This window comes from Curvibacter sp. GW821-FHT09D12, assembly GCF_059416245.1.
In genome coordinates, this window is the sequence record NZ_JBWKOU010000013.1 from 127768 (window position 1) to 154249 (window position 26482).

22 protein-coding genes are annotated in these 26482 nt (G+C 68.2%); 16 read left to right on the forward strand and 6 right to left on the reverse strand.

Going from position 1 to position 26482, the window contains the following annotated elements:
- The first annotated feature begins 3 nt into the window (after window positions 1-3).
- The 7 genes from AC07PT_RS20215 to AC07PT_RS20245 all read left to right on the forward strand — a co-directional run bounded on the left by AC07PT_RS20215 (window position 4) and on the right by AC07PT_RS20245 (window position 7272).
- Window positions 4-1098, forward strand: a complete 1095-nt coding sequence (locus AC07PT_RS20215) for an HlyD family secretion protein (protein ID WP_494657870.1) — start codon at window positions 4-6, stop codon at window positions 1096-1098.
- The gene (locus AC07PT_RS20220; protein WP_494657872.1) at window positions 1095-2615 is read left to right on the forward strand and encodes an efflux transporter outer membrane subunit; all 1521 of its coding nucleotides are present in this window, start codon (window positions 1095-1097) and stop codon (window positions 2613-2615) included. The genes AC07PT_RS20215 and AC07PT_RS20220 overlap by 4 nt, the downstream gene beginning before the upstream one ends.
- A complete protein-coding gene (locus AC07PT_RS20225) occupies window positions 2612-3754 on the forward strand; it encodes an ABC transporter permease (RefSeq protein ID WP_494657874.1) in 1143 nt (380 codons plus the stop codon). Before AC07PT_RS20220 ends, AC07PT_RS20225 begins: the two co-directional genes overlap by 4 nt.
- Window positions 3755-4058: 304 nt before the next feature.
- A complete protein-coding gene (locus AC07PT_RS20230; RefSeq protein WP_492350523.1) occupies window positions 4059-5102 on the forward strand; it encodes a peptidoglycan-binding protein in 1044 nt (347 codons plus the stop codon).
- 112 nt (window positions 5103-5214) lie between these two features.
- Window positions 5215-6384: an aminopeptidase gene (locus AC07PT_RS20235; protein WP_494657876.1), complete on the forward strand. Its 1170-nt coding sequence runs from the start codon at window positions 5215-5217 to the stop codon at window positions 6382-6384.
- A gap of 2 nt (window positions 6385-6386) precedes the next feature.
- Window positions 6387-6689 carry a polyhydroxyalkanoic acid system family protein gene (locus AC07PT_RS20240; protein ID WP_494657878.1) on the forward strand — a complete coding sequence of 101 codons (303 nt, stop codon included), beginning with the start codon at window positions 6387-6389 and terminating at the stop codon, window positions 6687-6689.
- Window positions 6690-6747: 58 nt separating this feature from the next.
- Complete coding sequence (locus AC07PT_RS20245) at window positions 6748-7272, forward strand: ureidoglycolate lyase (RefSeq protein ID WP_494657879.1); 525 nt, start codon at window positions 6748-6750, stop codon at window positions 7270-7272.
- A 42-nt stretch (window positions 7273-7314) separates the two neighbouring features.
- Here AC07PT_RS20245 and AC07PT_RS20250 read toward each other — a convergent pair whose 3' ends face one another.
- A complete protein-coding gene (locus AC07PT_RS20250; protein WP_494657881.1) occupies window positions 7315-10230 on the reverse strand; it encodes a bifunctional diguanylate cyclase/phosphodiesterase in 2916 nt (971 codons plus the stop codon).
- A gap of 142 nt (window positions 10231-10372) precedes the next feature.
- Here AC07PT_RS20250 and AC07PT_RS20255 point away from each other — a divergent pair, with 142 nt between their 5' ends.
- Entirely contained in the window at window positions 10373-11203 is an 831-nt protein-coding gene (locus AC07PT_RS20255; protein WP_494657883.1) for a creatininase family protein, read from the forward strand.
- A gap of 13 nt (window positions 11204-11216) precedes the next feature.
- Here AC07PT_RS20255 and AC07PT_RS20260 read toward each other — a convergent pair whose 3' ends face one another.
- Both AC07PT_RS20260 and AC07PT_RS20265 read right to left on the reverse strand, forming a co-directional pair.
- The gene (locus AC07PT_RS20260; RefSeq protein ID WP_494657885.1) at window positions 11217-13472 is read right to left on the reverse strand and encodes a putative bifunctional diguanylate cyclase/phosphodiesterase; all 2256 of its coding nucleotides are present in this window, start codon (window positions 13470-13472) and stop codon (window positions 11217-11219) included.
- 92 nt (window positions 13473-13564) lie between these two features.
- Window positions 13565-14509, reverse strand: a complete 945-nt coding sequence (locus AC07PT_RS20265) for a LysR family transcriptional regulator (RefSeq protein ID WP_494657887.1) — start codon at window positions 14507-14509, stop codon at window positions 13565-13567.
- A gap of 172 nt (window positions 14510-14681) precedes the next feature.
- Here AC07PT_RS20265 and AC07PT_RS20270 point away from each other — a divergent pair, with 172 nt between their 5' ends.
- Genes AC07PT_RS20270 through AC07PT_RS20295 form a run of 6 tightly spaced genes read left to right on the forward strand, consistent with a single transcriptional unit; the run spans window position 14682 to window position 21592 of the window.
- Window positions 14682-16355 (forward strand): ABC transporter substrate-binding protein, encoded by a 1674-nt coding sequence (locus AC07PT_RS20270; protein WP_494657889.1) that lies wholly within the window; start codon window positions 14682-14684, stop codon window positions 16353-16355.
- A gap of 19 nt (window positions 16356-16374) precedes the next feature.
- Complete coding sequence (locus tag AC07PT_RS20275) at window positions 16375-17328, forward strand: ABC transporter permease (RefSeq protein WP_492350513.1); 954 nt, start codon at window positions 16375-16377, stop codon at window positions 17326-17328.
- A gap of 32 nt (window positions 17329-17360) precedes the next feature.
- Window positions 17361-18260 carry an ABC transporter permease gene (locus AC07PT_RS20280; RefSeq protein WP_492350512.1) on the forward strand — a complete coding sequence of 300 codons (900 nt, stop codon included), beginning with the start codon at window positions 17361-17363 and terminating at the stop codon, window positions 18258-18260.
- Window positions 18257-19381, forward strand: a complete 1125-nt coding sequence (locus AC07PT_RS20285) for an ABC transporter ATP-binding protein (protein WP_492350511.1) — start codon at window positions 18257-18259, stop codon at window positions 19379-19381. Before AC07PT_RS20280 ends, AC07PT_RS20285 begins: the two co-directional genes overlap by 4 nt.
- Window positions 19378-20421, forward strand: coding sequence for an ABC transporter ATP-binding protein (locus AC07PT_RS20290; protein ID WP_494657890.1), 1044 nt, complete (start codon window positions 19378-19380; stop codon window positions 20419-20421). Before AC07PT_RS20285 ends, AC07PT_RS20290 begins: the two co-directional genes overlap by 4 nt.
- On the forward strand, window positions 20408-21592 hold the full coding sequence (locus AC07PT_RS20295; protein WP_494657891.1) for an amidase: 1185 nt from the start codon (window positions 20408-20410) through the stop codon (window positions 21590-21592). The genes AC07PT_RS20290 and AC07PT_RS20295 overlap by 14 nt, the downstream gene beginning before the upstream one ends.
- Window positions 21593-21602: 10 nt before the next feature.
- On the opposite strand, the gene AC07PT_RS20300 is transcribed toward AC07PT_RS20295, so the two are convergent.
- On the reverse strand, window positions 21603-21716 hold the full coding sequence (locus tag AC07PT_RS20300; protein WP_494657892.1) for a CopG family antitoxin: 114 nt from the start codon (window positions 21714-21716) through the stop codon (window positions 21603-21605).
- Window positions 21717-21775: 59 nt separating this feature from the next.
- Window positions 21776-21919, reverse strand: coding sequence for a CopG family antitoxin (locus AC07PT_RS20305; RefSeq protein ID WP_494657893.1), 144 nt, complete (start codon window positions 21917-21919; stop codon window positions 21776-21778).
- A 119-nt stretch (window positions 21920-22038) separates the two neighbouring features.
- Here AC07PT_RS20305 and pstS point away from each other — a divergent pair, with 119 nt between their 5' ends.
- Together pstS and AC07PT_RS20315 are read left to right on the forward strand one after the other, a co-directional pair.
- Window positions 22039-23154: a phosphate ABC transporter substrate-binding protein PstS gene (gene pstS, locus AC07PT_RS20310; RefSeq protein WP_494657894.1), complete on the forward strand. Its 1116-nt coding sequence runs from the start codon at window positions 22039-22041 to the stop codon at window positions 23152-23154.
- A gap of 91 nt (window positions 23155-23245) precedes the next feature.
- Window positions 23246-24418, forward strand: a complete 1173-nt coding sequence (locus tag AC07PT_RS20315; RefSeq protein ID WP_494657895.1) for a saccharopine dehydrogenase family protein — start codon at window positions 23246-23248, stop codon at window positions 24416-24418.
- A gap of 3 nt (window positions 24419-24421) precedes the next feature.
- Here the strand turns inward: AC07PT_RS20315 and AC07PT_RS20320 are convergent, their stop codons facing one another.
- Window positions 24422-26350 (reverse strand): MFS transporter, encoded by a 1929-nt coding sequence (locus AC07PT_RS20320; RefSeq protein WP_494657896.1) that lies wholly within the window; start codon window positions 26348-26350, stop codon window positions 24422-24424.
- Window positions 26351-26482: the final 132 nt, after the last annotated feature.

Here is a 26482-nt window from a genome sequence, read left to right on the forward strand (position 1 = left end):
TTGATGTTCAAAAAATACCTGATCTTCATCGCGGCCGTGCTGGGCCTGCTGGGAGGCTTTCTGGGGGCCTACCTGTTCGCGGTCGAGCGGCACCCGCAGCCGCCGGTGTTCAAGCCCGCGCAAAGCCCGTACGCGAGTGCCATTTTTGCCAATGGCATCGTCGAGAGCAGCCAGGACAGCGGCGCCAACATCAACCTCTACCCCGAGGTGGCGGCCCCGGTGCTGAAGGTGCTGGTGCGCGACGGCCAGAGCGTGAGTGCCGGCACCGCCCTGCTGCAACTCGACGACACGGTGCAGAAGGCCAGCACCGAACAGCTGCGCCTGCAGGCCGAGGCCGCCCAGAGCCTGTTGCAACAACTGCGCGCCCAGCCGCGGCCCGAAACCCTGGCCATCGCCAAAGCCCAGCTCACGCAGGCCGAAGCCAATGTGCAGGCGGCCCGCGACAGTTTCGACAAGCGCCAGCGCACCTTCGAAGCCGACCCCCGGGCCATCAGCCGTGACGTTCTGGACGGCGCACGCCACGCCCTGGCCCAGGCCGAAGCGGGCCGCGAGGTCGCAGCCCGGCAACTGGCCCAGACCCAGGCCGGGGCCTGGCAGTACGACATCGCCAGCCAGGACAAGCAGGCGCAGGCCCAGAACCAGGCCTACCAGGCGGCGCGGGCTCAACTGGCCAAGTACACCCTGCGCGCACCGGTGGACGGTGTGGTGCTGGGCGTGAATGCAGCGCGTGGCGGCACCGCGGGCAGCAACGGGGCCTACAACCCCTACACCCAGGGCTACGATCCGGTGGTGGTGATGAGCGGCCCGCAGGACACGTTGGCGGTGCGTTGCTTTGTCGACGAGATCCTGGTGAGCCGCCTGCCCAAGCCCGAACAGATCCGGGCCGAGATGTCGATCCGCGGCACCGAGCAGAAGGTAGCCCTGACCTTCGACCGCGTGCTGCCCCTGGTGATGCCCAAGATCCAGCTCTCGAACCAGCGCCAGGAGAAGGTTGACCTGCGGGTGCTGCCGGTGCTGTTCCGCTTCAAGCATGCCGACGCTCCGGTGGTGTACCCGGGCCAACTGGTGGACGTCTACATCGGGAGCAAGGCGCCATGAGCCCCGGTCCGCACCTTCGCCTTCGCAGGCCCCCCCGCCTGGACCGCAAGCCGATGGTCGCGGCGCTCTGGCTGGCCTTGAGCCTGTCCGGCTGCGCCGTGGGGCCCGATTTCCAGGCCCCTGCCGCGCCCACCACGACCCGGTACCTGCCACAGGCGCTCACCCCGACCCCCACCGCCCAAGGCCTGAGCCAGCGCTTTGATGAGACCGCCGACCTGCCCCGCGACTGGTGGCGGCAGTTCCAGTCCCCCGAGCTGGATGCGCTGATGCAGCGCGCGCTACAGAACAACCCCGGTCTGCGGGCCGCCCAGGCCAGCCTGCTGCGCAGCCAGGAGAGCCTGCAGGCCGGCTACGGCGTGTTCTTTCCTCAGGTCAACCTGGGGTTGGACGCGCGGCGCCAACAGACCGCCCCGATCCAGCAAGGCCTGCTCACGCCGGGCGCGCTGTTCAATGTGGCCACACTGGGTCTGAGCGTGGGCTATGCCCTGGACCTGTTCGGCCAGCAACGGCGCAACGTCGAGGGCCTGCAGGCCCAGGCCGAGCAACAGCAGCAGCTGACCCGGGCCGCCTACCTGAGCCTGTCGGCCAATGTGGTGAACACCGCCATGGCCCGCGCCGCCTACGAAGCCCAGTGGGAGGCCACGCGCGACCTGGTGGCCCTGCAGCAAACCCAGATCCAGCTCACCGAGGTGCAGGTGCGTGCCGGCACCGCCGCCCCGGCCAGCCTGCTGGCCCTGGCCGCGCCGCTGGCCAGCAACCAGGCCGCCTTGGCCGCGCTGCAGCAGAAACTGGCGCAAAGCCAGCACCTGCTGAGCACCTTGGTCGGCGACGAACCCGCCGCACCGGCGCTGCCCGCGCCGCGCCTGGCCAGCCTGCACCTGCCCGAGCGCCTGCCCCTGCGCCTGCCGGCCAAGCTGGTGCGCCAGCGGCCCGACATCCTGGCCGCCGAGGCGGTGGCCCATCAAGCCAGCGCCGCCGTGGGCGTGGCCACGGCCCTCATGCTTCCGAACGTGAGCCTGGGCGCCACCGCCGGCAACGCCGCGCGCAGCCCCGGGCAACTGCTGGGCGGCAGCGAAACATACTGGAGCTTCGGCCCCTCGGTCAGCCTGCCGGTGTTCCAGGGCGGCAGCCAGTGGCATGGCCGCGAGGCCGCCCGTGCCAACCTGGACCAGGCCCTGGCCAGCTACCGCCAGACTGTGCTGAGCGCCCTGGCCCAGGTGGCTGACACCCTGAGCGCGCTGGGCCAAGATGCCCAGGCCCTGGACAGCCAGGAGCGGGCCTGGCAGGCCGCAGCAGGCTACCTGCAGCAGGCCCAGGCCAGCACCCAGGCCGGGCTGGGCAGCCACCTCGATGTGCTGGCCGCCCAACAGCAATTCCAGCAGGCCAGCATCGCTCGGCTGCAGGCGGTGGCCCAACGCCAGCAGGACACGGTGGCCCTGTTCGCCGCCCTGGGGGGCGGCTGGGAGCCTGGGCCGGGCATGGGGGCCGCAGGGCCGGCCCGGCAGGAGGCGCCATGAAACATGGCGGCATCCTGCGCATCGGCTTCAAGCTGCTGGTCAACGACAAGGGCAAGTTCTCGGCCCTGGTGATGGGCATCACGTTTTCGGTGTTTCTGATGGTGCAGATGACGGCCATGTTTGCCGGCATCCTGAACCGGGCCTATTCGACCGTGACCAACGTGGGCGCAGAGATGTGGGTGATGGACCCGGCGGTCAACACCGCCAGCAGCCCCATCCCCATGCCTGACTACCTGCTGGACGCCGTGCGCAGCCTGGACGGCGTGCGCTATGCGGTGCCGATCTTCATCGGCGGGGCCCAGGTGCGCCTGGCCAATGGCAGCTACCAGGGGGTGAGCGTGATCGGCCTGGATGATTCCACGCTCTACGGGCGGCCCGATCTCGAACAGGGGCAGATCCAGGACCTGTTTGCCGAGAGCGGTTTTGTGGTGGTGCATGACTCGGAATACGGCAAGCTCGGCAACCCGGTCATCGGCAGCTCGTTCGAACTCAACGACCACCGCAGCGTGATCGTGGGCATTGCGAAGGTGGCCGCCAACGGCCTGAACGGTGTGCCCACGCTCTACACCACCTACAGCCGGGCCACCGAGTACCTGCCCACCACCCGCTTCACGATCTCGTATGTGCTGGTGCAGCCCAAGACAGCCGCCGATGTGGCGCACATCCAGCAGGCCGTGGCCCGGCTCGGCTATGTGGCTCGCACGCGCACCGAGTTCAATGACGCCATCGCCCACTTCTACACCTTCCAGACCGGCATCGGCACCAACCTGCTGCTGATGACCATCATCAGCTTCATCGTGGGCCTGTCGATCTCGGGCCAGACCTTCTACACCTTCATTCTGGAGAACCTGGAGAAGTTCGGCGCGCTCAAGGCCATCGGGGCCAAAAGCCGTCAACTGGTGCTGATGATCCTGTTCATGGCCGGCTTCACCGCCCTCACCGGCTATGGCCTGGGCGTCGGCCTGGTCAGCCTGATGATCTCGATCGCCCGCGCCCGACTGCCCGGCTATGCCGCCATGACCACCTACGGCAACCTGGGCATGGCTTTTGTGATGGTGCTGATCATCGCGGGCATTTCGAGCTACATCGGCATCCGGCGCGTGCTGCGCATCGAGCCTTTCGACATCTTCAGGGGCTGATCGGTGCCCGCCTCGACTTCGCCTGTTGCATCAGGACAACAGTGGGGACCTGAAACAGCCCGACTGGCTTGCGGCAACGCAAAGGCCTCTGAATCGCCGGCCTAACGCGGGTTTCCCGGGGATGTGCGTTGCAAAAACTTTTGTAAACATACTGACGCGCACGTTAGCATCTTCGAGTTTTCCGCCGCACGACTGACCTGGGCAGCACAGGCCCGTGGAATGCCGTGCGAAGGGAATCCTGGGAGCACCCGAACCATTCCAACACCCGCATGCCCGACATGCGCTATTCACTAGAGTTCATTTCATGGCCTTCAAATTCCCCCATCAACTGACGCTGCTGGCCCTGGCCGGTTCATTGGCCGCCCTGTCTGGCTGCGCCACCATGGAAACCGGCTCGGCCGCCGCCAAGACCGAAGCCACCGGCTCGGCCGGTGGTGCCAACAGCCAGGGCGCCAACAGCAAGCTGCCACGCTGCGAAGAAACGCTGGGCACGATCGCCATCGTCGAAGACACCAATGCCCCCTGGTACGTGATGCTGACGCAGCAACGCCACCTGGGCCCGACCACCCCGGTGCTCAAGCTGCTGATCCAGCAGTCGAACTGTTTCGTGGTGGTGGACCGGGGTCGCGCCATGAACAACATGATGCAGGAACGCGCCCTGGCCCAATCGGGTGAACTGCGCAACAACTCCAACTTCGGCAAGGGCCAGATGGTGTCGGCCGACTACTCGCTGACCCCTTCGATCACCTTCTCGAACAACAACGCCGGTGGCGCCGGTGCGGCAGTCGGTGGCCTGCTGGGCCCCGTGGGTGCCCTGGTGGGCGGCAGCATGAGCGCCAAGGAAGCCAGCACCCTGCTGACCCTGGACGACAACCGCTCCAGCGTGCAGATTGCCGCAGCCGAAGGCAGTGCCAAGAACTGGGACTTCGGTGCCTTTGGCGGCATCCTGGGTGCCGGCTTCGGCGGCCTGGGCGGTGGTTACACCAACACCGCCGAGGGCAAGGTGATCGTGGCCGCCTTCCTCGACTCGTACGCCAACATCGTCAAGGCCGTGCAGAACTACAAGGCCCAGACCGTCAAGGGCGGCCTGGGCACCGGTGGGCGCCTGAACGTGGACGGCGGCGTCAACCCCAACGCACCGGCCGCCAAGGCAGCCCCGGCGGCTGGCGCCGGCATGAGCGTGCTGGCAGCTCAGCAGAAGCTCAATGACCTGGGTTTCAGCGTCGGCAAGCCCGATGGCTCGATGGGCCCGCGCACCAAGCGTGAACTGGCCAAGTTCCAGAAGTCGCGCCAACTGCCCACCACCGGCGAACTCGACACCGCCACCCAGGCCGAGTTGAGCAAGTAAGCGAGATCCGCTCACGGCGGCCATGAAGGCGCCTGGCCTGTTCTGATTTCGGAATGGGCCAGGCGCCTTTTTGCTGGGGCTGCAGGCGTTTCACGCATGCTGTAATCCGACCATGCGTGCGCCTGATCTGTCCACATCAACCGTCTTCCTGCCTGGCCGTATCCTGCGCCAAGCGCTGCTGGCCTGCCTGCTGGCGTGGGGCCTGACGGGCTGCAGCACCCTGGGTTATTACTGGCAATCGGCGAGGGGCCATGTGCAGCTGATGCAGGCCGCCCGGCCCATCCCCGACTGGCTGGCCGACCCGGCCACGCCCGCCCTGCTCAAAACCCGGCTGCAATCGGCACAGGCCTTGCGCGAATACGCGGTGCGCCAGCTGGGCCTGCCCGACAACGCCAGCTACCACCGCTACGCCGACCTGCACCGCAGCGCCGTGATCTGGAATGTGACGGCGGCGCCGCCCGATGCCCTGACGCTGCACACCTGGTGCTTCCCGGTCACGGGCTGCATCGGCTACCGAGGTTACTTCGATGTGCAGGAGGCCCGTACCGAAGCGGCCACGTTGCGTGAGCAGGGGCTGGAAACCCATGTCTACGGCGTGCCGGCCTACTCGACCCTGGGCTGGCTCAACTGGGCCGGGGGCGACCCGCTGCTCAACACCTTCATCCAGTACCCCGAAGGTGAACTGGCCCGGCTGATCTTCCACGAGCTGGCGCATCAGGTGGTCTACCTGAACGGCGACACCCCCTTCAACGAATCTTTTGCCACTGCGGTCGAGCTGATCGGTGTGCGCCAATGGCTGGCCCAGGCCGCCAGCCCGGCGGCGCGCGAAACCTATGCCCAGAGCGAAGCCCAGCGCCTGGGCTTTCGCCAACTGACCCGGGCCACGCGGGCCCGCCTGGAGGCGGTGTATGCCGGGGCTCGCCAGCCAGGCCGCAAGCCCGCCGACCTGGCGCAGCAGAAAGCCGAGGTCATGGCGGATTTCCGCCGTCAGTACGCCGAAATGCGCCGCCATTGGCAGATCGACCCACCCCGGCAGGCCGCCTACGACGCCTGGGTGGCGAACGCCAACAATGCGGCCTTTGGCGCACTGGCCGCCTACGACGCGCTGGTGCCGGGCTTCGAGGCCCTGTTCGAGCAGCAGCACGAGCGCCAGCCCGAGCAGGCCTGGCCGCTGTTTTACGAGGCCGTGCGACAACTGGCTCGTCAGCCTGAGGCCGAGCGCCTGCGCCGGCTGCAGGCACCCGCACCGGTATCATCGGCCACCCCTTCTGCCGGAGATTGAACTTGCCCGACATCCACATCCACCGCGACCATGAGCTGGGCCTGAACGGCGCCCGCGAGGTGGCCACAGGCTGGGCCGAAAAGGCCGAACGCAAACTGGACATGAGCTGCCGCTACGAAGAGGGCGACGCCGAAGATGTGCTGCATTTCAGCCGGGCCGGTGCGCAGGGCACGCTGCGGGTGAACGCCGAGCGTTTCGAGCTGCAGGCCACGCTGGGCTTTCTGCTGGGCTCGTTCAAGGACCAGATCGAACAGGAAATCGCGCGCCAGCTCGACGAGCTGATCGGGCGACAGCGCCAGGCCTGAACCCGGGATGGCCCCCGGCCGCACGAGGGCAGGCACGCCCCATGCTTGCCTGGGCGGCATGAGTTGTCTGACCCCCACCCTGCTGCGGCCCCAGCCGCTGAGTGCCTCGGCGTTTGCCCCTTTTGGTGCCGTGCTGGAGGGCTTTGGCACGCCGCCGGCGCAGGCGCGCCCCATCAATGACCACAGCTGCTGGCGTCTCGATCTGCCGCTGGACCTGCGTTTCGAGCAGGCCGGCGGGCAGGCGGGCCTGGCCATCTACAGCGCCGAGGCCCGGCGCTTTCCCCTGCCCGTGGATGTGCTGGAGCGCCACACCCTGGCCAGCCAGACCTTCATCCCGCTGGAAGGGGCGCGCTTCGTGGTAGTGGTAGCCCGGCCCAATGCGCTGCCGGGGCCCGACGATGTACAAGCCTTCATCAGCAATGGCCGTCAGGGCGTGCTGCTGCACCCCGGCACCTGGCACCACGCCCTGTTGGCGGTGGAGGCGGGCAGCTTCGTGGTGCTGGAACGGCATCCGCCCGCGGGTGCCGCCATCGATTGCGAACTGGCCACCCTGGCCGAGACCTTGCAGTTGAGCCTGGGCTGACTGGGGCCGCGGCCCCGGCCGGAGTCCGGGGCATCGGTCAGCTCAGGCCCGCAGCGGTTCGGCCACGGTCGCCCGCAGCTGGCCACGCCGGTAACGGCGCAGCCATTCACGGCATTCGTCAGCCGGCATGGGCCGGGCAAACAGGTAGCCCTGCAAGGTGTCGCAGCCACGCTCCGTCAGGAAGCGTTGCTGGGCCTCGGTCTCCACGCCCTCGGCCACACAGCGCAAACCCAGGTCCTTGGCCATGGACAGCGTGGCCCGGGTGATGGCCTCGTCCTCCACGTCGCCGGGCAGGTCGGCCACAAAGGATTTGTCGAGCTTGATGCGCGAGATGGGCAGGCGCTTGAGGTAGCCCAGGCTGGAGTAGCCGGTGCCAAAATCATCCAGCGCGAAGGTCAGGCCCATGTCGGCCAATTCGCGCAGGCGGTTGTCCAGGTCCTTCAGCGGTTGCATCAGCAGGGTTTCGGTGATCTCCAGTTCAATGCGTGCCGGGTCCACGCCACTGGCACTCAGCGCATGGCGCACGGTGTCGATGAAGCCCGATTTGCGGAACTGCATGGGCGAGATGTTGATGGCCATCATGAGGTCCATCTCGCCAAGCTGGGTCCAGTCCTGCAGCTGACGGCAGGCCTGGTGCAGCACCCAGGCCCCCAGAGGCTCGATCAGGCCGCAATCCTCGGCCACCGGAATGAAGCGGTCAGGCGGGATCAGGCCTTCATCAGGGTGGCGCCAGCGCACCAGGGCCTCGACCCCCGCCACCTGCCCGCTGGCGGCATCGATCTGGGGTTGGTAGACCAGGAACAACTCGTCGCGCTCCAGCGCGCGGCGCAGGTTGTTTTCGAGGAACATGCGCCGCGACACGCGCGCGTTCATCTCCTTCATGAAGAACTGGTAGCCGTTGCGCCCGGCATCCTTGGCCACATACATGGCGGTGTCGGCGTGCTTGAGCAAGTGGTCCAGGTTGTCGCCGTCCTGCGGGTAGCAGGCGATGCCGATGCTGGCCGACAGGTTGATCTCATGGCCCTGGATGTACAAGGGGGCCTGCAGCGCCCGGCGCAGACGCTCGGCCACCTGGGCGGCCTCGTCGGGGCCTTGCAGCTGGGGCAGCAGGGCCACGAACTCGTCGCCCCCGATGCGCGCCAGCATGTGGTGGCTTTCCAGGCAGGGCTGGAGCCGCTGCGACACGGCCTGCAGCAGCTCGTCACCGAGCGCATGGCCCAGGGTGTCGTTGATGTGCTTGAAGTGGTCCAGGTCCAGGAACAGCACGGCCAGTGACTGGTGTTCTTGCAGGGCCTGCTGCAGCTCGGCCTGGCCGCGCGAGACCCACTGGCTGCGGTTGGGCAGGCCGGTGAGGCTGTCGTAATGGGCCAGCGCGGCCAGCTCCAGCGTGCGCTGCTCGACCAGGGCCTGGGTGCGCCGGGTCTGGCCGGTGATGACCAGCAGAAACGCCCCCAGCAAACCCACACACAGCAGACTCAGGGCCACCATGGCCCAGGCGCTGAGGTCACGCGCCTGGTTCAGAAAACCGGCATTGGCGCGCACCAGCAGCAACCAGTCACGCCCGCCGAACTGCACCGGCAACTGAACACTCATGGGCACGTGGGCCCAGTCTGGCGCATCACAGCCGCTCGGGCCGGCCAGGCGGCGGTTGCCTGCGGCGGCCTGCGGGTCGAGCAGGCAACTCTCGGGGGGCACCCCAGCGGCCGCCGTGCCCAGCGCCTGAAGCACGTCATCCATGCGAAAGACCGCCGACACCACCCCCTTGAGCACGGTGCTGTGGGGCTGGAACACGGCCTGGTACATCACCACGCCGCGTTGCTCGCCCACCTCCTGCACCAGGCGGATGCCTTCGCTCACGCGGGGCTGGCCCGTGGTGCGGGTGCCGGCCACCGAATCGGCCGTGGCCGGCAGCACGGCCACATCCAGGCCCAGGGCCTGGGCATTGCTCGACAGGGGCTCGATCAGTGTGATGGGCAGGTAGCTGTCGCGCTGGGCTGCGGCAAAGGTCTCGCCTGTGGCTGAGCGGCCCTTGATGGGCCATCGGCCGGCTTCATAGGCGGCACGGCCGGACCGCAGGACCAGCGGGCTCCAGCCGAAATTCTGCGTGCCGCCATAGCGGTCCAGCCAATGGCGCACGGTGATGGAGAAGTCGGTCTGGGCCTCGGGTTGGGCCAGCTCGGGCGCAGTGCGGCTGATCTGCATCACCCGGGCAATGGCCTGCACACTGTCGTTCTGGGCGTCCAGGCGGCGCTGCAGCAGCCCGCCCAACTCATGCGCATACTGGTTCAGCTGGCTGCGAATGCGCTGGTCTTCCCAGTTCTTGGTCTCGAACACCACCGTCCCCACCACCAGCATGGCCAGCAACAGGGGAATGGCCACGCTGAGCCGCCGCGCCCGCCAGGCCACGGCAGGCTGCCCCAGGAACACCAGCAGCAGGGGCAAGCCCAGCACGGCGCCCACCGCATCACCCAGCCACCAGGTCCACCAGCTGAAGATGGCCTCGCTGATCGGAATGAGGCCCGACAGCACCAGCACCGGCACCGACAGACTGGCGTTGACCAGCGTGCTCAACGGCCCCACGCCCAGCAACAGCAGCATCACGCGCTGCGGCGTCTCGACCGGATCCGGGTAGCCCACCCAGCGGCGCGCCAGCCAAGCTCCCAGCCAGGCCTGCAGCGCGGCGCCCACGGGGGACACCAACAGGGTCCAGGACAGACCGCCCTCCAGGCCCGCCTGCTGAGCCGCCAGCCATTGCACCACCATCGAGCCCAGCGCCACCCCGGGCAAGGCCCAGGGGCCCCGGGTCAGTGCCATGCCCAAGGCCACGCCCGCCGGCAGGAACATCAGCGAGACATAGTCCGGCGGGATGCAGATCTGCAAGGAAAGCCAGCCCGTAGCGGCATAAATCACGGCAGTCCACAGCGCCGACTGCAGCTTGGATTTCAGATCAACGGGCACTTGGGATGGGCTTGGGTGGGTATGGGCCTGCATCCTAACGGGTTGTGACGCGCAAATTGGTGATATTGGTCAATTCTGGAGATGACGGGTTCATCCGTGCTCCGGCTTGTTGCGATCGCCGCCACCCATCTAAGATGCTCGAATGATCCTTCCATCGCGCTTCTGGGCCGACCTGAGTGCCCGTGATTTTGCCCACCTGCAGGCCAGTGGCCAGGCCGCCGAGGTGGTGGCCGTGTTGCCGGTGGCGGCCATCGAGCAGCATGGCCCGCACCTGCCGTTGAACGTGGACACGGCCCTGGTCGAGGGCATCGTGGCGGCCAGCCAGGCCTACCTGCCCGCCGCGCTGCCAACGCTGTTCCTGCCCACCCAGGCCGTGGGCCTGAGCCCTGAACACCAGCGCTTTGCGGGCACGCTGACGCTGTCGCCCGAGACCTTGATCCGGCTGTGGGTGGAGCTGGGCGAGTGTGTGGCCCGCGCCGGGGTGCGCAAGCTGTTGTTGTTCAACAGCCATGGCGGGCAGGTCAGCGTGCTCGACATCGTGGCCCGCGAGCTGCGCAGCCGCTGCGACCTGATCGTCTACAGCAGCAGCTGGTTCAACCTGCCGCTGCCCCCCGAGCTGGAGGCCCAGTTCAGCCCCGATGAGCATCGCTTCGGCATCCACGCCGGTGACATCGAGACCTCGATGATGCTGGCGCTCCAGCCCGAACGGGTGGACATGGCCCAGGCCCGCCACTTTCACAGCAGCTCGCAGGACCGGGCCGCGCGCTACACGCTGCTGGGCAACGGACGCAGCGCCAAGCTGGGCTGGCAGATGCAAGACTACAACCCCGCCGGCGCCGCCGGCAATGCCGCCGCCGCCACCGCCGACAAGGGCCACGCCCTGATCGACGCCGCCGCCCGCCAACTGGCCCTGCTGCTGCAAGAGATCGCCGACCTGCCGCTCAGCACCTTGGTGGACAAACCCCAGTTCTGAAAGATCGAGGGGCTCAGGCCACCATCCCCACCGGATGCCGCGCCAGCCACTCGCACAGCACGTCAAAGGGCATCGGGCGGGCATACAGGTAGCCCTGGGCCTCGTCACAGCCCAGATCGCGCAGGATGGCCACCTGCCGTTCGGTCTCGACCCCTTCGGCCAGCACCTTCATGCCCAGCTGATGGCCCAGGGGCACGATCATGCGGGCGATGCGGGCGCCGGGGCGCTCGGTCTCCAGCAGCTCCACAAAGGCCCGATCGATCTTGAGGCGGTCGGCCGGCAGTTGATCAAGATAGGACAGCGACGAAAACCCGGTGCCGAAATCATCAATCGCCACGGCCACCTGCCGGCTGCGGATCTCGCGCATCACGGCGGCCACCCGCTCCATGCCGACCATGGACACCGACTCGGTGATCTCCAGCTCCAGGCAATCCGGCGCGATCTGCTTGTCGTGCAAGGCTTCATCCAGGGTCTGCAGAAAGTCAGGCTGGCCAAACTGCACTGCCGACACGTTGACCGCCATGCGCAGCGGGCGCCAGCCCAACTGGTGCAGCCGACCCAGGTCGCTCAGGGCCGTGCGCAGCACCCAGGTGCCCAGGCCCACGATCAGGCCCGAGCGCTCGGCCACCGGGATGAAGCGGTCGGGCGGCACCAGCGAGCCGTCTTCGGCCCGCCAGCGCATCAGGGCCTCCACCCCGAGCACCGCCCCGGTGAGCAGCGAGACCTGGGGCTGGTAGACCACGAACAACCGGTCATGGTCAAAGGCCCGGTGCAGGCCGTGCAGCAGTCGGGTGCGCTCCTTGGAGTCGGCACCCAGCGCAGCCGAGTAGTACTCGATGCGCCCCTGGCCCGCGGCCTTGGCGCGCTTCATGGCGATCGAGGCATCCTTCAGCAACTCGCTGCCGTTGAGGGCCGGCACCTCGGCGCAGCGCACCAGGCTCATCGACACCGACAGCCGCCGGTTGATCTCCTCGACCTGGAAGGGCTGCTCGAACAGGGTGCGCAACTCCTCCGGGTTGACCACGTCCTCATGGCCCACCACCGCAAAGGTGTTGCCCGCCACCCGGGCGATGTAGCAGCGGCTGACCAGGGCCTGCGACAGGCGCTGGGCGATGGCGCCCAGCAGCAGGTCGCCGTAGCGGTGCCCGAACATGTCATTGGTCTCGGCGAACTGGTCCACATCGATCAGGGCCAGCACCAGATCCTGCAGCTCGCCCGCAGCCACCTGCTCGTCCAGGTGCTGAACCAGGGCCGTGCGGTTGGGGATGCCGAGCATGCGATCGACAAAGGCCACGCTGCGCAGGCGCATGAACAGCGACACATTGGACGCACACAGGGCGATGTTGGTGCAGAACACCTCCAGCAGATGGGCGTCCACCTCGCGCAGCGGCTCACCCGCGGCCACAAAGGCGGCAAAGTCCTGACCGTCGCGGCCTGAGAAGAACAGCGTCAGGCTGCGCTGGGCCACCTGGCTGCGGCGCTCGGCCAGGCAGCGGCTGAGCTGCTCAACGATCTCGGGGTCGGTGATCTCGCCCAAGCGCTTCTGGATCAGGTGGCGGTACGGGCCAGCCGCCGCGATGACCACGAAATCCGATGCCTGGCCCGCGCCGGGCGAAGGGTCGGTGCTGGCGCACACCAGGCCGTCGGGTCGAATGCCGATCAGGCTGGCGATCTGGGTGATCACGCCTTCCGCAAAGGTCTGCAGGCCCTGTTCGGCCATGAACTGATTGCTGGCGGCGACGATCTTCTCCAGCCCGCGGCGGCTGGCGTCCAGGCGGCACAGCTGGTCATAGCAGCGCACGGCGGCCGTCAGGGTGGCGTACAGCTTGGCCCGCGTGAGCTCGCTCTTGGTCTTGTAGTCGTTGATGTCGTAGCGCCGGATGGTCTCGATCTCGGGCGCCTGCCCGGGCTGCCCGGTGCGCAGGATGATGCGGGTGTTGTGCAGGCCCAGGCCGTTGCGGATGTTGTCCACCATGGCCAGGCCGGCGTGCTCGGTCTCCATCACCACGTCGAGCAGGATCACCGCCACATCGTGCTCGTGGCGCAGCAGCATCAGGCCCTCGGCGCTGGAATAGGCATGCAGCAGTTGCACCGGCCGGCCCACCAGCTCCAGGCCGCGCAAGGCATAAGCGGTGCTGTCGTGCACGTCGCGGTCATCGTCCACCACCAGCACCCGCCAAGGCGGCAGCGCGGGCGAACCCGGCTGGGGCGGCGGGGCCTCGGGCGAGTCGGGCTCCTGGAGGAAAGGAATCAGTGCGTCTGATGACATGGGCTACCTGTGAAAGGGCCAAGGCCGCGCGAGCAGTCCCTGAACCTTTCAGTTCAACAACCAACCGCCTTGTATCAGTGACTATAGAGTAACTAGGGTGATTTTTTGTCGCGGGATTTTCCCGGGGCTGCCACCAGAAAGTCCGCCAGCAACTGCACCCCCTCGTCCACCGCCCCTTCGGGGGTGGCCACCAGCAGGCGCCGCCGTGCCCAGGGGTCGGCCAGCGGGCGCCAGGCCAGCTTCATGGCCCGCGCGATGGGCAGTGACGCCGCCTTGGGCAGCACCGCCAGCCCCAGGCCCGAGGCCACCATGTGGCACACCGCGTCGAAGCTGCGCACCTGCATGCGCAGGCGCAGGGGCTTGTTCACGGCACGTGCCGCCTGCTGCTGCTGTTGCAGCATGGCGGCCCCGGCGGCCAGGCTGATCCATTGTTCGTCGAGCAGGCTGGCAAAGGCCACCGGCTGACGCGCCGGGGTGCTGGTGGCCACGGCGTGGCGCGCCGGCAGCACCAGGATCAGCTCATCGTCGCGAAAGTGCCGGGTGCTCAGGCCGCTGGTGTCGGGCCCTTCTACAAACACCGCCAGATCGGCCCGCCCCTCGCGCAGCGTGCGGACCACGGTGTCGGAGACCTGCTCCTCCAGATCCACCCGCACCTGGGGGTGCAGCTCGCCAAAACGCGCCAGCAACACGGGCAGGAACTGGTTGATCGCGGCGGTGCTGGCGCACAGGCGGATGTGGCGCGCAATGCCCTGGCGCAGATCGCCCAGCTCGCGGGTGAGTTGATCCAGGGTCTGCAGCAGGCTCAGGCCATGTTTCACGAACAGGCGCCCGGCCGGGGTGGGGGTCAGGCCCTTGGCGTGGCGCTCGAACAGGGGACCGCCGGTGGCGTCTTCCAGTTCACGCAGGCGCCGGCTGGCCGCCGCCAGCGCCAGGTGGCCCTCACGGGCCGCCGCGGTCAGGCTGCCGCTTTGTGCGCAGGCCACGGCCAGGCGGATCGAGATCAGGTCAAAGCGGGCGAGGTTGTAGGCCAGGGACATGGTGAGCTCCGGGCAAGCGGCGGGTGCATCCAAACCGGATTGGCAGGACCGGCACCACGACAGGGCTGCATGCACTGTTGCGGACCAGGCGAGCGCCGGAATGACATCAAAACGTTGGCATGTTACTTGCACTTTGCTGCATTCAATCTTGACTGGTTAGCAGGAGCACTCCATGAATCGCTTGGTAGACCGTTTTCCCATGTCCTGGCTGCGCGCCCCCGCCGTGTTGACGCTGTTGGCCGCTTCGCTGGCCGCCACCGGCAGCCATGCACAAGAGAAGGTGTTGCGCATTGCCATGACGGCCGGCGACATCCCACGCACGCTGGGCCAGCCCGACCAGGGTTTTGAAGGCAACCGATTCACCGGCATCCCGATGTACGACTCGCTGACGCAGTGGGACCTGTCCAAGGCCGATGCGCCCAGCGTGCTGATCCCGGCGCTGGCGCTGAGCTGGGCGGTGGACGCCAAGGACAAGACCAAGTGGGTGTTCAAGCTGCGCAGCGGCGTGAAGTTCCATGACGGCAGCCCCTTCAATGCCGACGCCGTGGTGTGGAACGTGCGCAAAGTGCTCGACAAGGAGGCCCCGCAGTTCGACGCCAGCCAGGTCGGCGTGACCGCCTCGCGCATGCCCACGCTGAAATCGGCCCGCAAGATCGACGAGCACACGGTGGAGCTGATCACCAGCGAGCCCGACTCTTTTCTGCCGATCAACCTGAGCAACCTGTTCATGGCCTCGCCCAGCCACTGGGAGGCCAAGCTCAAGGCCGTGCCCGCCAGCGTGAGCGAGCCGGCGGAGCGCAGCAAGCAGGCCTGGGCCGCGTTTGCCGCCGATGCCTCGGGCACCGGCCCCTTCCACATGACCCGCTTTGTGCCTCGCGAGCGCCTGGAGCTGGCCGCCAACAAGGGCTACTGGGACCCCAAGCGCACGCCCAAGATCGACAAGGTGGTGATGCTGCCCATGCCCGAGGCCAATGCCCGCACCGCCGCCCTGCTGTCGGGCCAGGTGGACTGGATCGAGGCCCCGGCCCCCGACGCCATGGACCAGATCAAGCAGCGCGGCTTCAAGCTCTACAGCAACGCCCAGCCCCATGTGTGGCCCTGGCAGCTGTCGTTTGCCGAGGGCTCGCCCTGGCTGGACAAGCGCGTGCGCCAGGCCGCCAACCTGTGCGTGGACCGCGAGGGCCTCAAGCAGATGCTGGGCGGCATGATGGCCATCCCCAAGGGCACCGTGCCGCCGGGCCACCCCTGGTGGGGCAACCCCGCGTTTGACATCAAGTACGACGTCAAGGCCGCCCAGGCCCTGATGGGCCAGGCCGGCTTCTCGGCCGCCAAGCCGGTGAAGGTGAAGGTGCAGATCTCGGCCTCGGGTTCGGGTCAGATGCAGCCCCTGCCCATGAACGAGTTCGTGCAGCAGTCGCTCAAGCAATGCTTCTTCGATGTGCAGTTCGACGTGATCGAGTGGAACACCTTGTTCACCAACTGGCGCAAAGGCAGCAAGGACCCCTCGGCCAACGGCAGCAACGCCATCAACGTGAGCTTTGCCGCCATGGACCCTTTCTTTGCCATGGTGCGCTTCGTCAGCACCAAGACCTTCCCGCCGGTGTCCAACAACTGGGGCTATTTCGGCAATGCCGAAATCGACAAACTGGTGGCCGATGCCCGCACCAGCTTTGACGACAAGGCACGCGACGCCGCCCTGGCCAAGCTGCATGCCCGCATCGTCGACGAAGCCCCGTTTGTGTGGATCGCCCACGACGTGGGTCCGCGCGCCCTGTCGGCCAAGGTGAAGAACGTGGTGCAGCCGCGCAGCTGGTTCATCGACATTGCCACCATGACGATGGACTGAGCGCCACCGGGACCGCACCATGTTCACCTACCTGCTGCGTCGCCTGAGCTACGCCCTGCCCATCATGCTGGGCGTGTCCCTGGTGTGCTTCGCCCTGGTGCACCTGGCGCCGGGTGACCCGCTGGTGTCCATCCTGCCGCCCGACGCCTCGGCCGAGCTGGCCGCCCAGATGCGCCAGCTGTATGGCTTCGATCGCAGCTACCCCGAGCAGTTCGGGCTGTGGCTGTGGCGGGCCGCCCAGGGCGACCTGGGCACCTCGATTGCCACCGGCCGGCCGGTGGCTGCCGAGGTGATGAAGGCGGTGGGCAACACCCTGCGCCTGGCCGTGGTGGCCACCGCCATCGGCTTCGTCCTGGGCAGCCTGTTCGGCTTTGTGGCGGGCTTCTTCCGCAACTCCTGGGTCGACAAGCTGGCCTCGCTGCTGTCGGTGCTGGGCGTGAGCGTGCCGCACTACTGGCTGGGCATGGTGATGGTCATCGTCTTCTCGTCGAGCCTGATGTGGCTGCCCGCCACCGGCGCCGGCCCCTCGGGCTCGGAGGGCTGGGCCTGGGACTGGGAGCACCTGCAGTTCCTGGTGCTGCCGGCCGTGACCATGTCGGTGATCCCGATGGGCATCATCTCGCGCACTGTGCGTGCCCTGGTGGCCGAGATCCTGGAGCAGGAGTTCATCGTCGGCCTGCGTGCCCGTGGCCTGACCCAGTTCGGGGTGTTCCGCCACTTGCTGAAAAACGCCGCCCCCACCGCGCTGGCGGTGATGGGCCTGCAGCTGGGCTACCTGCTGGGCGGCTCGATCCTGATCGAGACCGTGTTCTCCTGGCCCGGCACCGGCTTTCTGCTGAATTCGGCCATCTTCCAGCGCGACCTGCCCTTGCTGCAGGGAACCATCCTGGTGCTGGCCCTGTTCTTCGTGCTGCTGAACCTGATCGTGGACCTGTTGCAAACCCTGCTCGACCCGCGCATCGCACGGGCCTGACAGCCCCCCCCTTGACCCGGAGAAAGCGCCCCATGTCTTCAACCCTGGCCCCCCGCCGGCGCACCTTGCCCGTGACCGCGCAGACCTCGCCAGGCTACTGGCAATCGGTGTTGCAAAGGCTGCTGCGCGACCGCGTGGCCATGACCGCCGGCGCAGTGGTGCTGCTGCTGTTGCTGATGGCCGCCCTGGGCCCCTGGATCACCCCGGCCGACCCCTACGCGGCCTCGATGCTCAAGCGGCTCAAGCCCATCGGCACCCCGGGCTTTCTGCTGGGCACCGATGAGCTGGGGCGCGACCTGATGTCGCGTCTGATCATCGGTGCCCGCCTGTCACTGTTCATGGGCCTGGCCCCGGTGCTGTGCGCCTTTGTGTTCGGCTCGCTGATCGGCCTGGTGGCAGGCTACGCCGGCGGGCCTGTGAACACCGTGATCATGCGCACCATCGATGTGTTCTATGCCTTCCCTTCGGTGCTGCTGGCAATCGCGCTGTCCGGCGCCCTGGGGGCGGGCATCCTGAACTCGCTCGTGGCGCTGACCGTGGTGTTCGTGCCGCAGATCGCCCGCGTGGCCGAGGCCGTGACCACCCAGGTGCGCAACCGCGACTACGTGGATGCGGCCCGGGCCTCGGGGGCCAGCGCCTTCACCATCGTGCGGGTGCACGTGCTGGGCAATGTGCTGGGGCCGATCTTTGTGTACTCGACCAGCCTGATCTCGGTCTCGATGATCCTGGCCAGCGGCCTGAGCTTTCTGGGCCTGGGCGTGAAGCCGCCCGAGCCGGAGTGGGGCCTGATGCTGAACACCCTGCGCACGGCCATCTATTCCCAGCCCGCCGTGGCGGCGCTGCCCGGGGTGATGATCTTCATCACCTCGGTGAGCTTCAACCTGCTGTCGGACGGCCTGCGTTCGGCCATGGACAACAAGGGGGCCGCATGAGCACCTGGCATTCACTCCCCAAGACCGGGCCAGAGGCGCCGCTGAGCGTGGTGGACGTGGGCGGCCCGGCCCAGCCGTTGCTGACCATCCGCGGCCTGGTCAAGCACTTTCCCCTCAAGGGCGGCCTGCTGGGCCGCCGCCGTGGCGAGGTGCGCGCCGTCGACGGCGTGAACTTCGAGGTGCTCAAGGGCGAGACCCTGGGCGTGGTGGGCGAATCGGGCTGCGGCAAGTCGACCACCGCCCGGCTGTTGATGCAGTTGCTGGAACCCACCGCCGGGCAGATCGTGTTCGACGGGCGAACCGTGGGCAGCCGTGACCTGCCGCTCAAAGAGTTCCGCCGCCAGGTGCAGATGGTGTTCCAGGACAGTTATGCCTCGCTCAACCCACGCCTGACCCTGGAGGACTCGATCGCCTTCGGCCCCCGGGTGCACGGGGTGCCGGCCGCCGAGGCCATGAGCCGGGCGCACGACCTGCTGGCCCGCGTGGGCCTGGAGCCGGCCCGCTTTGCCGGGCGCTACCCGCATGAGCTGTCGGGCGGCCAGCGCCAACGCGTCAACATCGCCCGGGCCCTGGCACTGCGTCCGCGCCTGCTGATCCTGGACGAGGCCGTGTCGGCCCTGGACAAGTCGGTGGAAAGCCAGGTGCTGAACCTGCTGCTGGACCTGAAGGCCGAGTTCGGCCTGACCTATGTCTTCATCAGCCACGACCTGAACGTGGTGCGCTACATGAGCGACCGGGTGCTGGTGATGTACCTGGGCGAGGTGGTGGAAGTGGGCCCCGCAGGCGCCCTGTTCGACGACCCGGCCCACCCCTACACCCGTGCCCTGCTGTCATCCGTGCCCTCGATGGACCCGGACCACCGCACCGAGGCCCCGGCCCTCAGCGGCGACCCACCCAACCCGATCGACCCGCCGGGCGGCTGCCGCTTTCACCCGCGCTGCCCGATGGCCGCACCGGCCTGCGCCCGCCAGGCCCCCATCCCCAGCAGCGTGAGCCCGCTGCACCAGGTGCGCTGCCTGGTGCATGAGCGTGGCAGCGAACACCCCGATGCCCTGAACCGTTCGCTGCACGACCCGAGCAATCTGTTGCGCCCCCAAGGCGCTCAAGAGGCCCTGGCATGAACAGCCTCCACCCCACCCCCCTGGTGCAGATCGAGGACCTGTGCGTGACCTTCACCGGCGGCAAGCTGCCGGTGCAGGCGGTCAGCGGCGTGACGCTGAATGTGGCCCGAGGCCAGGTGATGGCCTTGATCGGCGAATCGGGCTCGGGCAAGAGCGTGACCCTGCGCACCCTGCTGCGCCTGCACCCCGAGCGCCGCACCCAGATGCGCGGCAAGGTGCTGGTGGACGGGCGCGATGTGCTGGCGCTGAGCCCGCGCGAGCTCAACGACTACCGCGGCAAGACCACCTCGATGATTTTTCAAGAGCCGCTGCTGGCACTCGACCCGGTGTACCCCCTGGGCCGGCAGATCGTCGAGGCCATCCGCCGCCACGAACCCGTGAGCCGCGCCGAGGCCGAGCGGCGCGCCCTGGCCCTGTTCGAGCAGGTGCGCATCCCCAGTCCGGCCCGCCGGCTGCAGGCCTACCCACACGAGATGTCGGGCGGCATGCGCCAACGCGCCATGATCGCCCTGGCCCTGGCCTGCAAACCCCAGGTGCTGCTGGCCGACGAGCCCACCACCGCGCTGGATGCCACGGTGCAGATCCAGATCCTGCTGCTGCTGCGCGAGTTGCAGCGCGAGCTGGGCCTGTCGGTGATCTTTGTCACCCACGACATCGGGGCGGCCGTCGAAGTGGCCGACCGCGTGGCCGTGATGTACGGCGGGCGCATTGTCGAAGAGGGTTCGGTGCGCGAGCTGATCCGGGCCCCGCGCCACCCCTACACCCAGGCCTTGCTGGGCAGCCGCTCGCACGGCGCCATGGTGCCCGGCCAGCGCCTGCAGACCATCAGCGGCTCGCCCCCCGATCTGGCCCGGCTGCCCCCGGGCTGCTCGTTTGCCGAGCGTTGCCCGCGCGCCAGCGAGCTGTGCCGCGGCAGCCAGCCCCCGGTGGAGTCCGTCCATGCCGATCACACGGTACGCTGCTTCCATGGGCAGCTGCCTGAACCGGCCGCCGCCCCCCAGCCCGCCCCCCCTGTTGGAGACACCCATGCCTCTGCATGACCCTGCGCACGCTTTTGTTCCCTACCCCGACGCCCCGGTGCCGAACGCGGGCACCGGCCCCCTGTCGGGCCTGCGCTTCGGGGTGAAAGACCTGTTCGACGTGGCCGGCTACCCCACGGGCGGCGGCAATCCGCTGGTGCTGGCCCTGTCGGGGCTGAAGACCCGCACGGCCCCCACGGTGCAGCGCCTGCTGGACGCCGGGGCGGCCTTTGCCGGCAAGACCGTCACCGACGAACTGGCCTTCTCCATGAATGGCAACAATGCGCACTTCGGCGCCCCCCTCAACGGGGCGGCGCCGGAGCGCATCACGGGCGGTTCGTCCTCGGGCTCGGCCTCGGCCGTGTCGTCCCGACTGGTCGACTTTGCCCTGGGCACGGACACCGGGGGCTCGGTGCGCGCCCCGGCCAGCCACTGCGGGCTGTACGGCCTGCGCCCCAGCCACGGCCGCATCTCGCTGGCCGGCGCCCTGGACCTGGCGCCCAGCTTCGACACCTGCGGCTTCTTTGCCCGCGACCCGCTGACCTTCTCGCGCGTGGCCGAGGTGCTGCTGGGCGAAGACAGCACGGCCCTGCCTGCCCGCCCCCGACTGCTGAGACCGGAGGACCTGTGGGCCTTTGCCCAGGCGGCCGCCGTGGCCGCCGTGCAACCAGTGCTGGCCCGGGCCGAAGCCCTGTGGGGGCCGGCCGCAGCCTGCCCGGTGATGCTGGACTCGTTCGACGCCATGTACTGGAACTTCCGCTACCTCCAGGGCCGCGAGGCCTGGATGACCGATGGCCCGCTGATCGAACGCTACGCCCCGCCGCTGGGCCCGGGCGTGGCCGAGCGCTTTGCCTGGTCGCGCCAGGTGACGGATGCCCAGGTGACCGAGGCCGAAGCCTTTCGCCGCCGTTTCCAGGCCCACATGCGGGCTTTGCTGGGGCCCGACGGCGTGCTGCTGCTGCCCACCATGCCCGATGTGGCCCCCCTGCGCAGCGAACCTGAGTCGGCCCTGGAGGACTACCGAAACCGCGCCATCCACATGCTGTGCGTGGCCGGGCTGGGCGGCCTGCCCCAGGTCTCGCTGCCGCTGGCCCGCCAAACCCAGGCCGACGCCCCGCTGGGCGTGTCGCTGATCGGGCCGGTGGGCTCGGACGCTTCGCTGATCCGGCTGGGGGTGGCGCTGGCGGGGTGAGCCGTGAGGCTCACGGCTCCTGCAGCGTTTCTTGCAGCCAGACCTTGATCAGGGATTGATAGGGCACATCCCGGGCCTTCGCCACCACCTTGAGCGAGTCCAGCAAATGCGGGGGCAGGCGCAAGGAGATGGTCCAGGGCCTGTTAACACTGATTTCACCAGCGAAATCAGTGTTAACAGGCCCTAAGTCGTGGGCTTCAGATTCGGCAGAACGGCCCGGCTGGCCAGTGACCAACCCCGGTGCGGGCTGGAGTCATGCGACGCCCAGTATTCGCGCTCCTGCACCTCGGTCTCGAAATGAGGAATGGCCTCAAGGCGCTTGTTCATAGACGGCTCGCTCCTTTCGATGCATGTCTCTTGCTGAAATGACCCGGATCAGACGGCTTTTTCTGTGAAATTTGTCACACATCGCCCGTATCATCGCGCGCTTGTTGCCCGACTGCGCCATGAACCGACACCCCGCCCAGCCCTACCTGAACAACGCCCCGCCCCCCGCCCTGAGCCGCCGCGCCACCCTGTCGCTGCTGCTGGCCGCGGCCTGGGGCCCGGCCCTGGCCGCCGAGACCCTGACCGGGGCGGGCTCGTCCGCCGCGGCCCCGCTGTACCGCGCCTGGGCGGCGGCTTACGGCAAAACGCAGGATGTGCTGCTGCAGTACGAGGCCAGTGGCTCGTCGGCCGGGCTGAAGAAGATCCGCGCCCAGGAGGTGGCCTTTGGCGCCTCGGATGTGGCGCCACCGGAAGCCGAACTGAACCGGGATCAACTGGTGCTGGTGCCCACCTTCGTGACCGGGGCGGTGCCGGTGGTGAACCTGCCTCGCGTTCCCCGGGGCCGGCTGCGCCTGACCGGCGAGGTGCTGGCACAGATCTACCTGGGCAGCATCACCCGCTGGTCGGCGCCCGAGATTGCCGCCCTGAACCCCGACCTGAACCTGCCCGACCTGGTGATCCGCCCAGTGGGCCGCAGCGACGGCTCGGGCACCACCTGGTATGTGGCCGACTACCTGGCCCGCCTGAGCCCGACCTGGAAAGAACGCCTGGGGGTCAAGACCAGCCTGCCCTGGGGTGAGCACGTGACGGGTGCCAAAGGCAGCGACGGCGTGGTGCGCGCGGTGCAGGACACCGCTGGCGCCCTCGGCTATGTCGACTTCAACTACGTGGGCGCCAATGGCCTGAGCCCGGTGCTGTTGCGCAATGCCGCCGGTGAGTTTGCGACGGCCGGGGTGGCCGGTTTCAAGGCCGCCCTGCGCACCAGCGACTGGGCCGCCAAGGGCAACTTCCACGCCAGCCTGGCCAACCTGCCGGGGCCTGGGGTGTGGCCGATCACCATGGGCACCTTCGTGCTGTTGCCACGGGTGAGCGGCCAGCCGGCCGACACCGCGCGGGCGCTGCGCTTTCTGATGTGGGCCCTGCTCAAGGGCGACTCGGTGGTCGAAGGCCTGAGCTTTGTGCGCCTGCCAGACGCCCTGCAGGCCAGCGCCTTCAAGGCCCTGAGCAGCGTGGTCGACAAGCAGGGCCGCAAGCTGGGCGCGGAGGCCTTCTCGGCCATTGCCCAGGCCGGCTGAACCTGGGCGACAGCGCCCCGCGCCGTCGGGCTCCAAAATCGCGGCCTTTGTGCTGCGCCGCAGCGCAACAACGGTTTTTCAAGGAGCCCTCATGAGCAAACCCTTTGACATCGTGGTGCACGGCGCCACGGGTTTCACCGGCCGTCTGGTGGTCGAGTACCTGTTGCGCCAATACCCCGCCGGCAGCGGCCTGCGCTGGGCCATGGGCGGACGCAGCGCCGCCAAGCTGGCCGCGGTGCGCGACGAGCTGGGCGCCCCCGCCGACACCCCGCTGGTGGTGACCGACAGTGCCGACCCCGCCAGCCTGCAGGCCCTGATGGCACAGACCCGCCTGGTGCTGACCACGGTCGGCCCTTACCAGCTGTACGGCAACGAGCTGGTCGCCGCCTGCGCCCAGGCCGGGGTGGACTATGTGGACCTGTGTGGCGAGCCCGCCTGGATGCGCCACATGATCGACGCCCACGAGGCCCAGGCCCGCGCCAGCGGTGCCCGCATCGTGTTCTCCTGCGGCTTCGACTCCATCCCCTTCGACCTGGGCGTGCTGTTGCTGCAGACCGAGATGAAGGCCCGCTTCGGCCAGGCCGCCCAGCGCGTGCGTGGCCGGGTGCGCAAGATGAAAGGCACCTTCTCGGGCGGCACCGCCGCCAGCCTGAAAGCCACCATGGCCGCCGCCGCCAGCGACCCCGGCGTGTTGGCCCTGTTGCGCAACCCCTTCTCGCTGACACCGGGCTTTGAGGGCCCGCGCCAGCCCTCGGGCAACAAGCCCGAGCTCGACGAGGCCCTGGGCCTGTGGGTGGCCCCCTTTGTGATGGCGGCCATCAACACCCGCAATGTGCACCGCTCCAACTTCCTGCTGCAGCATGCCTACGGCCAGGACTTCGTCTACGACGAGATGCTGGTCACCGGGGCTGGCGAAAAAGGCCAGGCCATCGCCCAGGCCGTGGCCAGCGACAAGTCGATGGGCTCGGACGAAGGCCCGAAGCCGGGTGAAGGCCCTTCACGCGAAGAGCGCGAGGCTGGCTACTACGACGTGCTTTTCCTGGGCCAGGACAGCGCCGGTCACAGCTTGAAAGTGGGCGTGAAGGGCGACCGCGACCCGGGCTATGGCTCGACCTCCAAGATGATCAGCGAGGCCGCCGCCTGCCTGCTGCTGGACAGCGCCGCCACCCCAGGCGGCATCTGGACCCCGGCCTCGGCCATGGGCGACAAGCTGATCGCGCGCTTGCAGGCCCATGCGGGCCTGAGCTTCTCGGTAGAAGACTGAGCCTCAGTCCCCGCGTGCGAGCAGGGCAGCCACCTGCTCGCGCAGGCCCTCGGGGCTGAGGCCGGCCGCCGCCACCGGCGCGCCCACCTCCAGCCCGACCCGGTTGAACAGGCCGCGCCGGAAGGGGCGCACCATGGCGCCACCCTGCTCGATGCGGCTGAAGTACGAGCCCCACAGATTCGTCAGGGCCATGGGCAACACCGGCACGCTCAGGCCGTCGGCCTGGGCGCGCTGCAGAATCTTCACGATGCCGCCCTTGAAGGGCTGCAACTGCCCGTCGCGGGTGATGCCGCCCTCGGGGAAGATGGCCAGCAGATCGCCCTCGCGCAGCACCTGGGCGGCGCGATCGAAAGCGGCCTCGTAGGCGGCGGGGTCCTCCTTCTGCGGCGCGATCGGGATGGCTTTGGCCAGGCGGAACAGCGTGCCCAACAGCGGCGCACTGAAGATGCGGTGGTCCATCAGGAAGTAGATCGGGCGCGGGCTGGCCGCCATCAGCAGCACGGCATCAACAAAGCTCACGTGGTTGCAGGCCAGCACCGCGGCCCCCGCCACCGGCAGGTGCTCATCGCCGCGCACCTTGAACCGGTACACAAAGCGCGACATGACCCAGGCCACGAAGCGCAGCAGGTATTCGGGCACCAGCAGAAAGATGTAGCCGGCCACCACCGCATTGGCCAGGCCCACGAACAGAAACACCTGCGGGATGCTGAAGCCCGCCCCCAGCAAGGCGCCGGCGATCACCGAGCTGCCGATCATGAACAGGGCGTTGAGGATGTTGTTGGCCGCAATGATGCGAGCCCGGTGGGTGGGCTGGCTGCGCATCTGGATCAGGGCGTACATGGGCACGCTGTACAGGCCCGCAAACAGGCTCAGCAGCAGCAGGTCGGCCATCACATGCCAGTGCGCGGGCTGGGCCACGAAGGCCGCCAGGCCCATCTGCTCGGCCGGTGGCAGACCGCGCGAGGCGAAGTACAGGTCGATGGCGAACACGCTCATGCCGATGGCGCCCAAGGGCACCAGGCCGATCTCGACGTGGCGCCGCGACAGCACCTCGCACAGCAGCGAACCGATGCCGATGCCCACCGAGAACACCACCAGCAGCAGCGAGGCCACCTTTTCATCGCCGTGCAGCACTTCCTTGGCAAAGCTGGGGAACTGGCTCAGGAACACGGCGCCGAAAAACCACATCCAGCTGATGCCCAGCAGCGAGCGGAACACCACCACGTTCTCGCGCGCCAGGCGCAGATTGCGCCAGGTCTCGCTGACCGGGTTCCAGTTGATCTTCAGCCCCGGATCGGTGGCCGGTGTGGCCGGGATCGCCTGCGCCACGCCGCGCCCCAGCAGGGCCAGCAGCACGCAGGCCACGGCCACCTCGGCATGCCCCACGGCCGGCACGGCCACCAGCAGCCCGCCCGCCACCTGGCCCAGCAGAATGGCCACGAAAGTGCCCATCTCGACCATGCCGTTGCCTCCGGTGAGCTCGCGCTCACTCAGCACCTGGGGCATGTAGGCGAACTTGACCGGGCCGAACAAGGTGCTGTGCAGCCCCATCAGAAAGGTGCACAGCAGCAGCACCGGCACCAGGCCGCTGACAAAGCCCCAGGCGGCGATCAGCATGATCGCGATCTCGAGCGACTTGACCAGGCGGATCAGCCGCGTCTTGTCCCACTTGTCGGCCAACTGGCCCGAGGTGGCCGAGAACAGCACATACGGCAGGATGAACAAGGCCCCGATCACCAGCCCGGCCAGCGAGGCCGGCAACCAGCTGACCTGCAGCTGGTAGGTGACCATCACCGTGAAAGCGAACTTGAACAGGTTGTCGTTGGCAGCGCCACAGAACTGAGTCCAGAAAAAGGGGGCGAACCGACGCTGGCGCAGCAGGGCAAACTGATTGGGGTGCTCAGAGTGAGCGTCCTGGACGGAAGTGTTCATGGTGTGACAGAAATCAACGGTGGGCCGAGTTTAGAGGCAGGCAGACCCGAGGACCTGAGCCCGGAGTGTCCGCAAACGGTGCGTGAGATCACCCGTTTTTGGCACTTGAATGCCAAAAATCCACTTTTGGTA

Bases quoted from the DNA above. Each gene is read 5' to 3' on its own strand.
- AC07PT_RS20220 (WP_494657872.1), top strand. From the start codon at position 1,095: ATGAGCCCCGGTCCGCACCTTCGCCTTCGCAGGCCCCCCCGCCTGGAC.
- AC07PT_RS20230 (WP_492350523.1), top strand. From the start codon at position 4,059: ATGGCCTTCAAATTCCCCCATCAACTGACGCTGCTGGCCCTGGCCGGT.
- AC07PT_RS20245 (WP_494657879.1), top strand. From the start codon at position 6,748: ATGAGTTGTCTGACCCCCACCCTGCTGCGGCCCCAGCCGCTGAGTGCC.
- AC07PT_RS20315 (WP_494657895.1), top strand. From the start codon at position 23,246: ATGAGCAAACCCTTTGACATCGTGGTGCACGGCGCCACGGGTTTCACC.
- AC07PT_RS20260 (WP_494657885.1), bottom strand. From the start codon at position 13,472: ATGTCATCAGACGCACTGATTCCTTTCCTCCAGGAGCCCGACTCGCCC.
- AC07PT_RS20235 (WP_494657876.1), top strand. From the start codon at position 5,215: ATGCGTGCGCCTGATCTGTCCACATCAACCGTCTTCCTGCCTGGCCGT.
- AC07PT_RS20320 (WP_494657896.1), bottom strand. From the start codon at position 26,350: ATGAACACTTCCGTCCAGGACGCTCACTCTGAGCACCCCAATCAGTTT.
- AC07PT_RS20255 (WP_494657883.1), top strand. From the start codon at position 10,373: ATGATCCTTCCATCGCGCTTCTGGGCCGACCTGAGTGCCCGTGATTTT.
- AC07PT_RS20275 (WP_492350513.1), top strand. From the start codon at position 16,375: ATGTTCACCTACCTGCTGCGTCGCCTGAGCTACGCCCTGCCCATCATG.
- AC07PT_RS20270 (WP_494657889.1), top strand. From the start codon at position 14,682: ATGAATCGCTTGGTAGACCGTTTTCCCATGTCCTGGCTGCGCGCCCCC.
- AC07PT_RS20215 (WP_494657870.1), top strand. From the start codon at position 4: ATGTTCAAAAAATACCTGATCTTCATCGCGGCCGTGCTGGGCCTGCTG.
- pstS (WP_494657894.1), top strand. From the start codon at position 22,039: ATGAACCGACACCCCGCCCAGCCCTACCTGAACAACGCCCCGCCCCCC.
- AC07PT_RS20225 (WP_494657874.1), top strand. From the start codon at position 2,612: ATGAAACATGGCGGCATCCTGCGCATCGGCTTCAAGCTGCTGGTCAAC.
- AC07PT_RS20280 (WP_492350512.1), top strand. From the start codon at position 17,361: ATGTCTTCAACCCTGGCCCCCCGCCGGCGCACCTTGCCCGTGACCGCG.
- AC07PT_RS20285 (WP_492350511.1), top strand. From the start codon at position 18,257: ATGAGCACCTGGCATTCACTCCCCAAGACCGGGCCAGAGGCGCCGCTG.
- AC07PT_RS20265 (WP_494657887.1), bottom strand. From the start codon at position 14,509: ATGTCCCTGGCCTACAACCTCGCCCGCTTTGACCTGATCTCGATCCGC.
- AC07PT_RS20295 (WP_494657891.1), top strand. From the start codon at position 20,408: ATGCCTCTGCATGACCCTGCGCACGCTTTTGTTCCCTACCCCGACGCC.
- AC07PT_RS20305 (WP_494657893.1), bottom strand. From the start codon at position 21,919: ATGAACAAGCGCCTTGAGGCCATTCCTCATTTCGAGACCGAGGTGCAG.
- AC07PT_RS20290 (WP_494657890.1), top strand. From the start codon at position 19,378: ATGAACAGCCTCCACCCCACCCCCCTGGTGCAGATCGAGGACCTGTGC.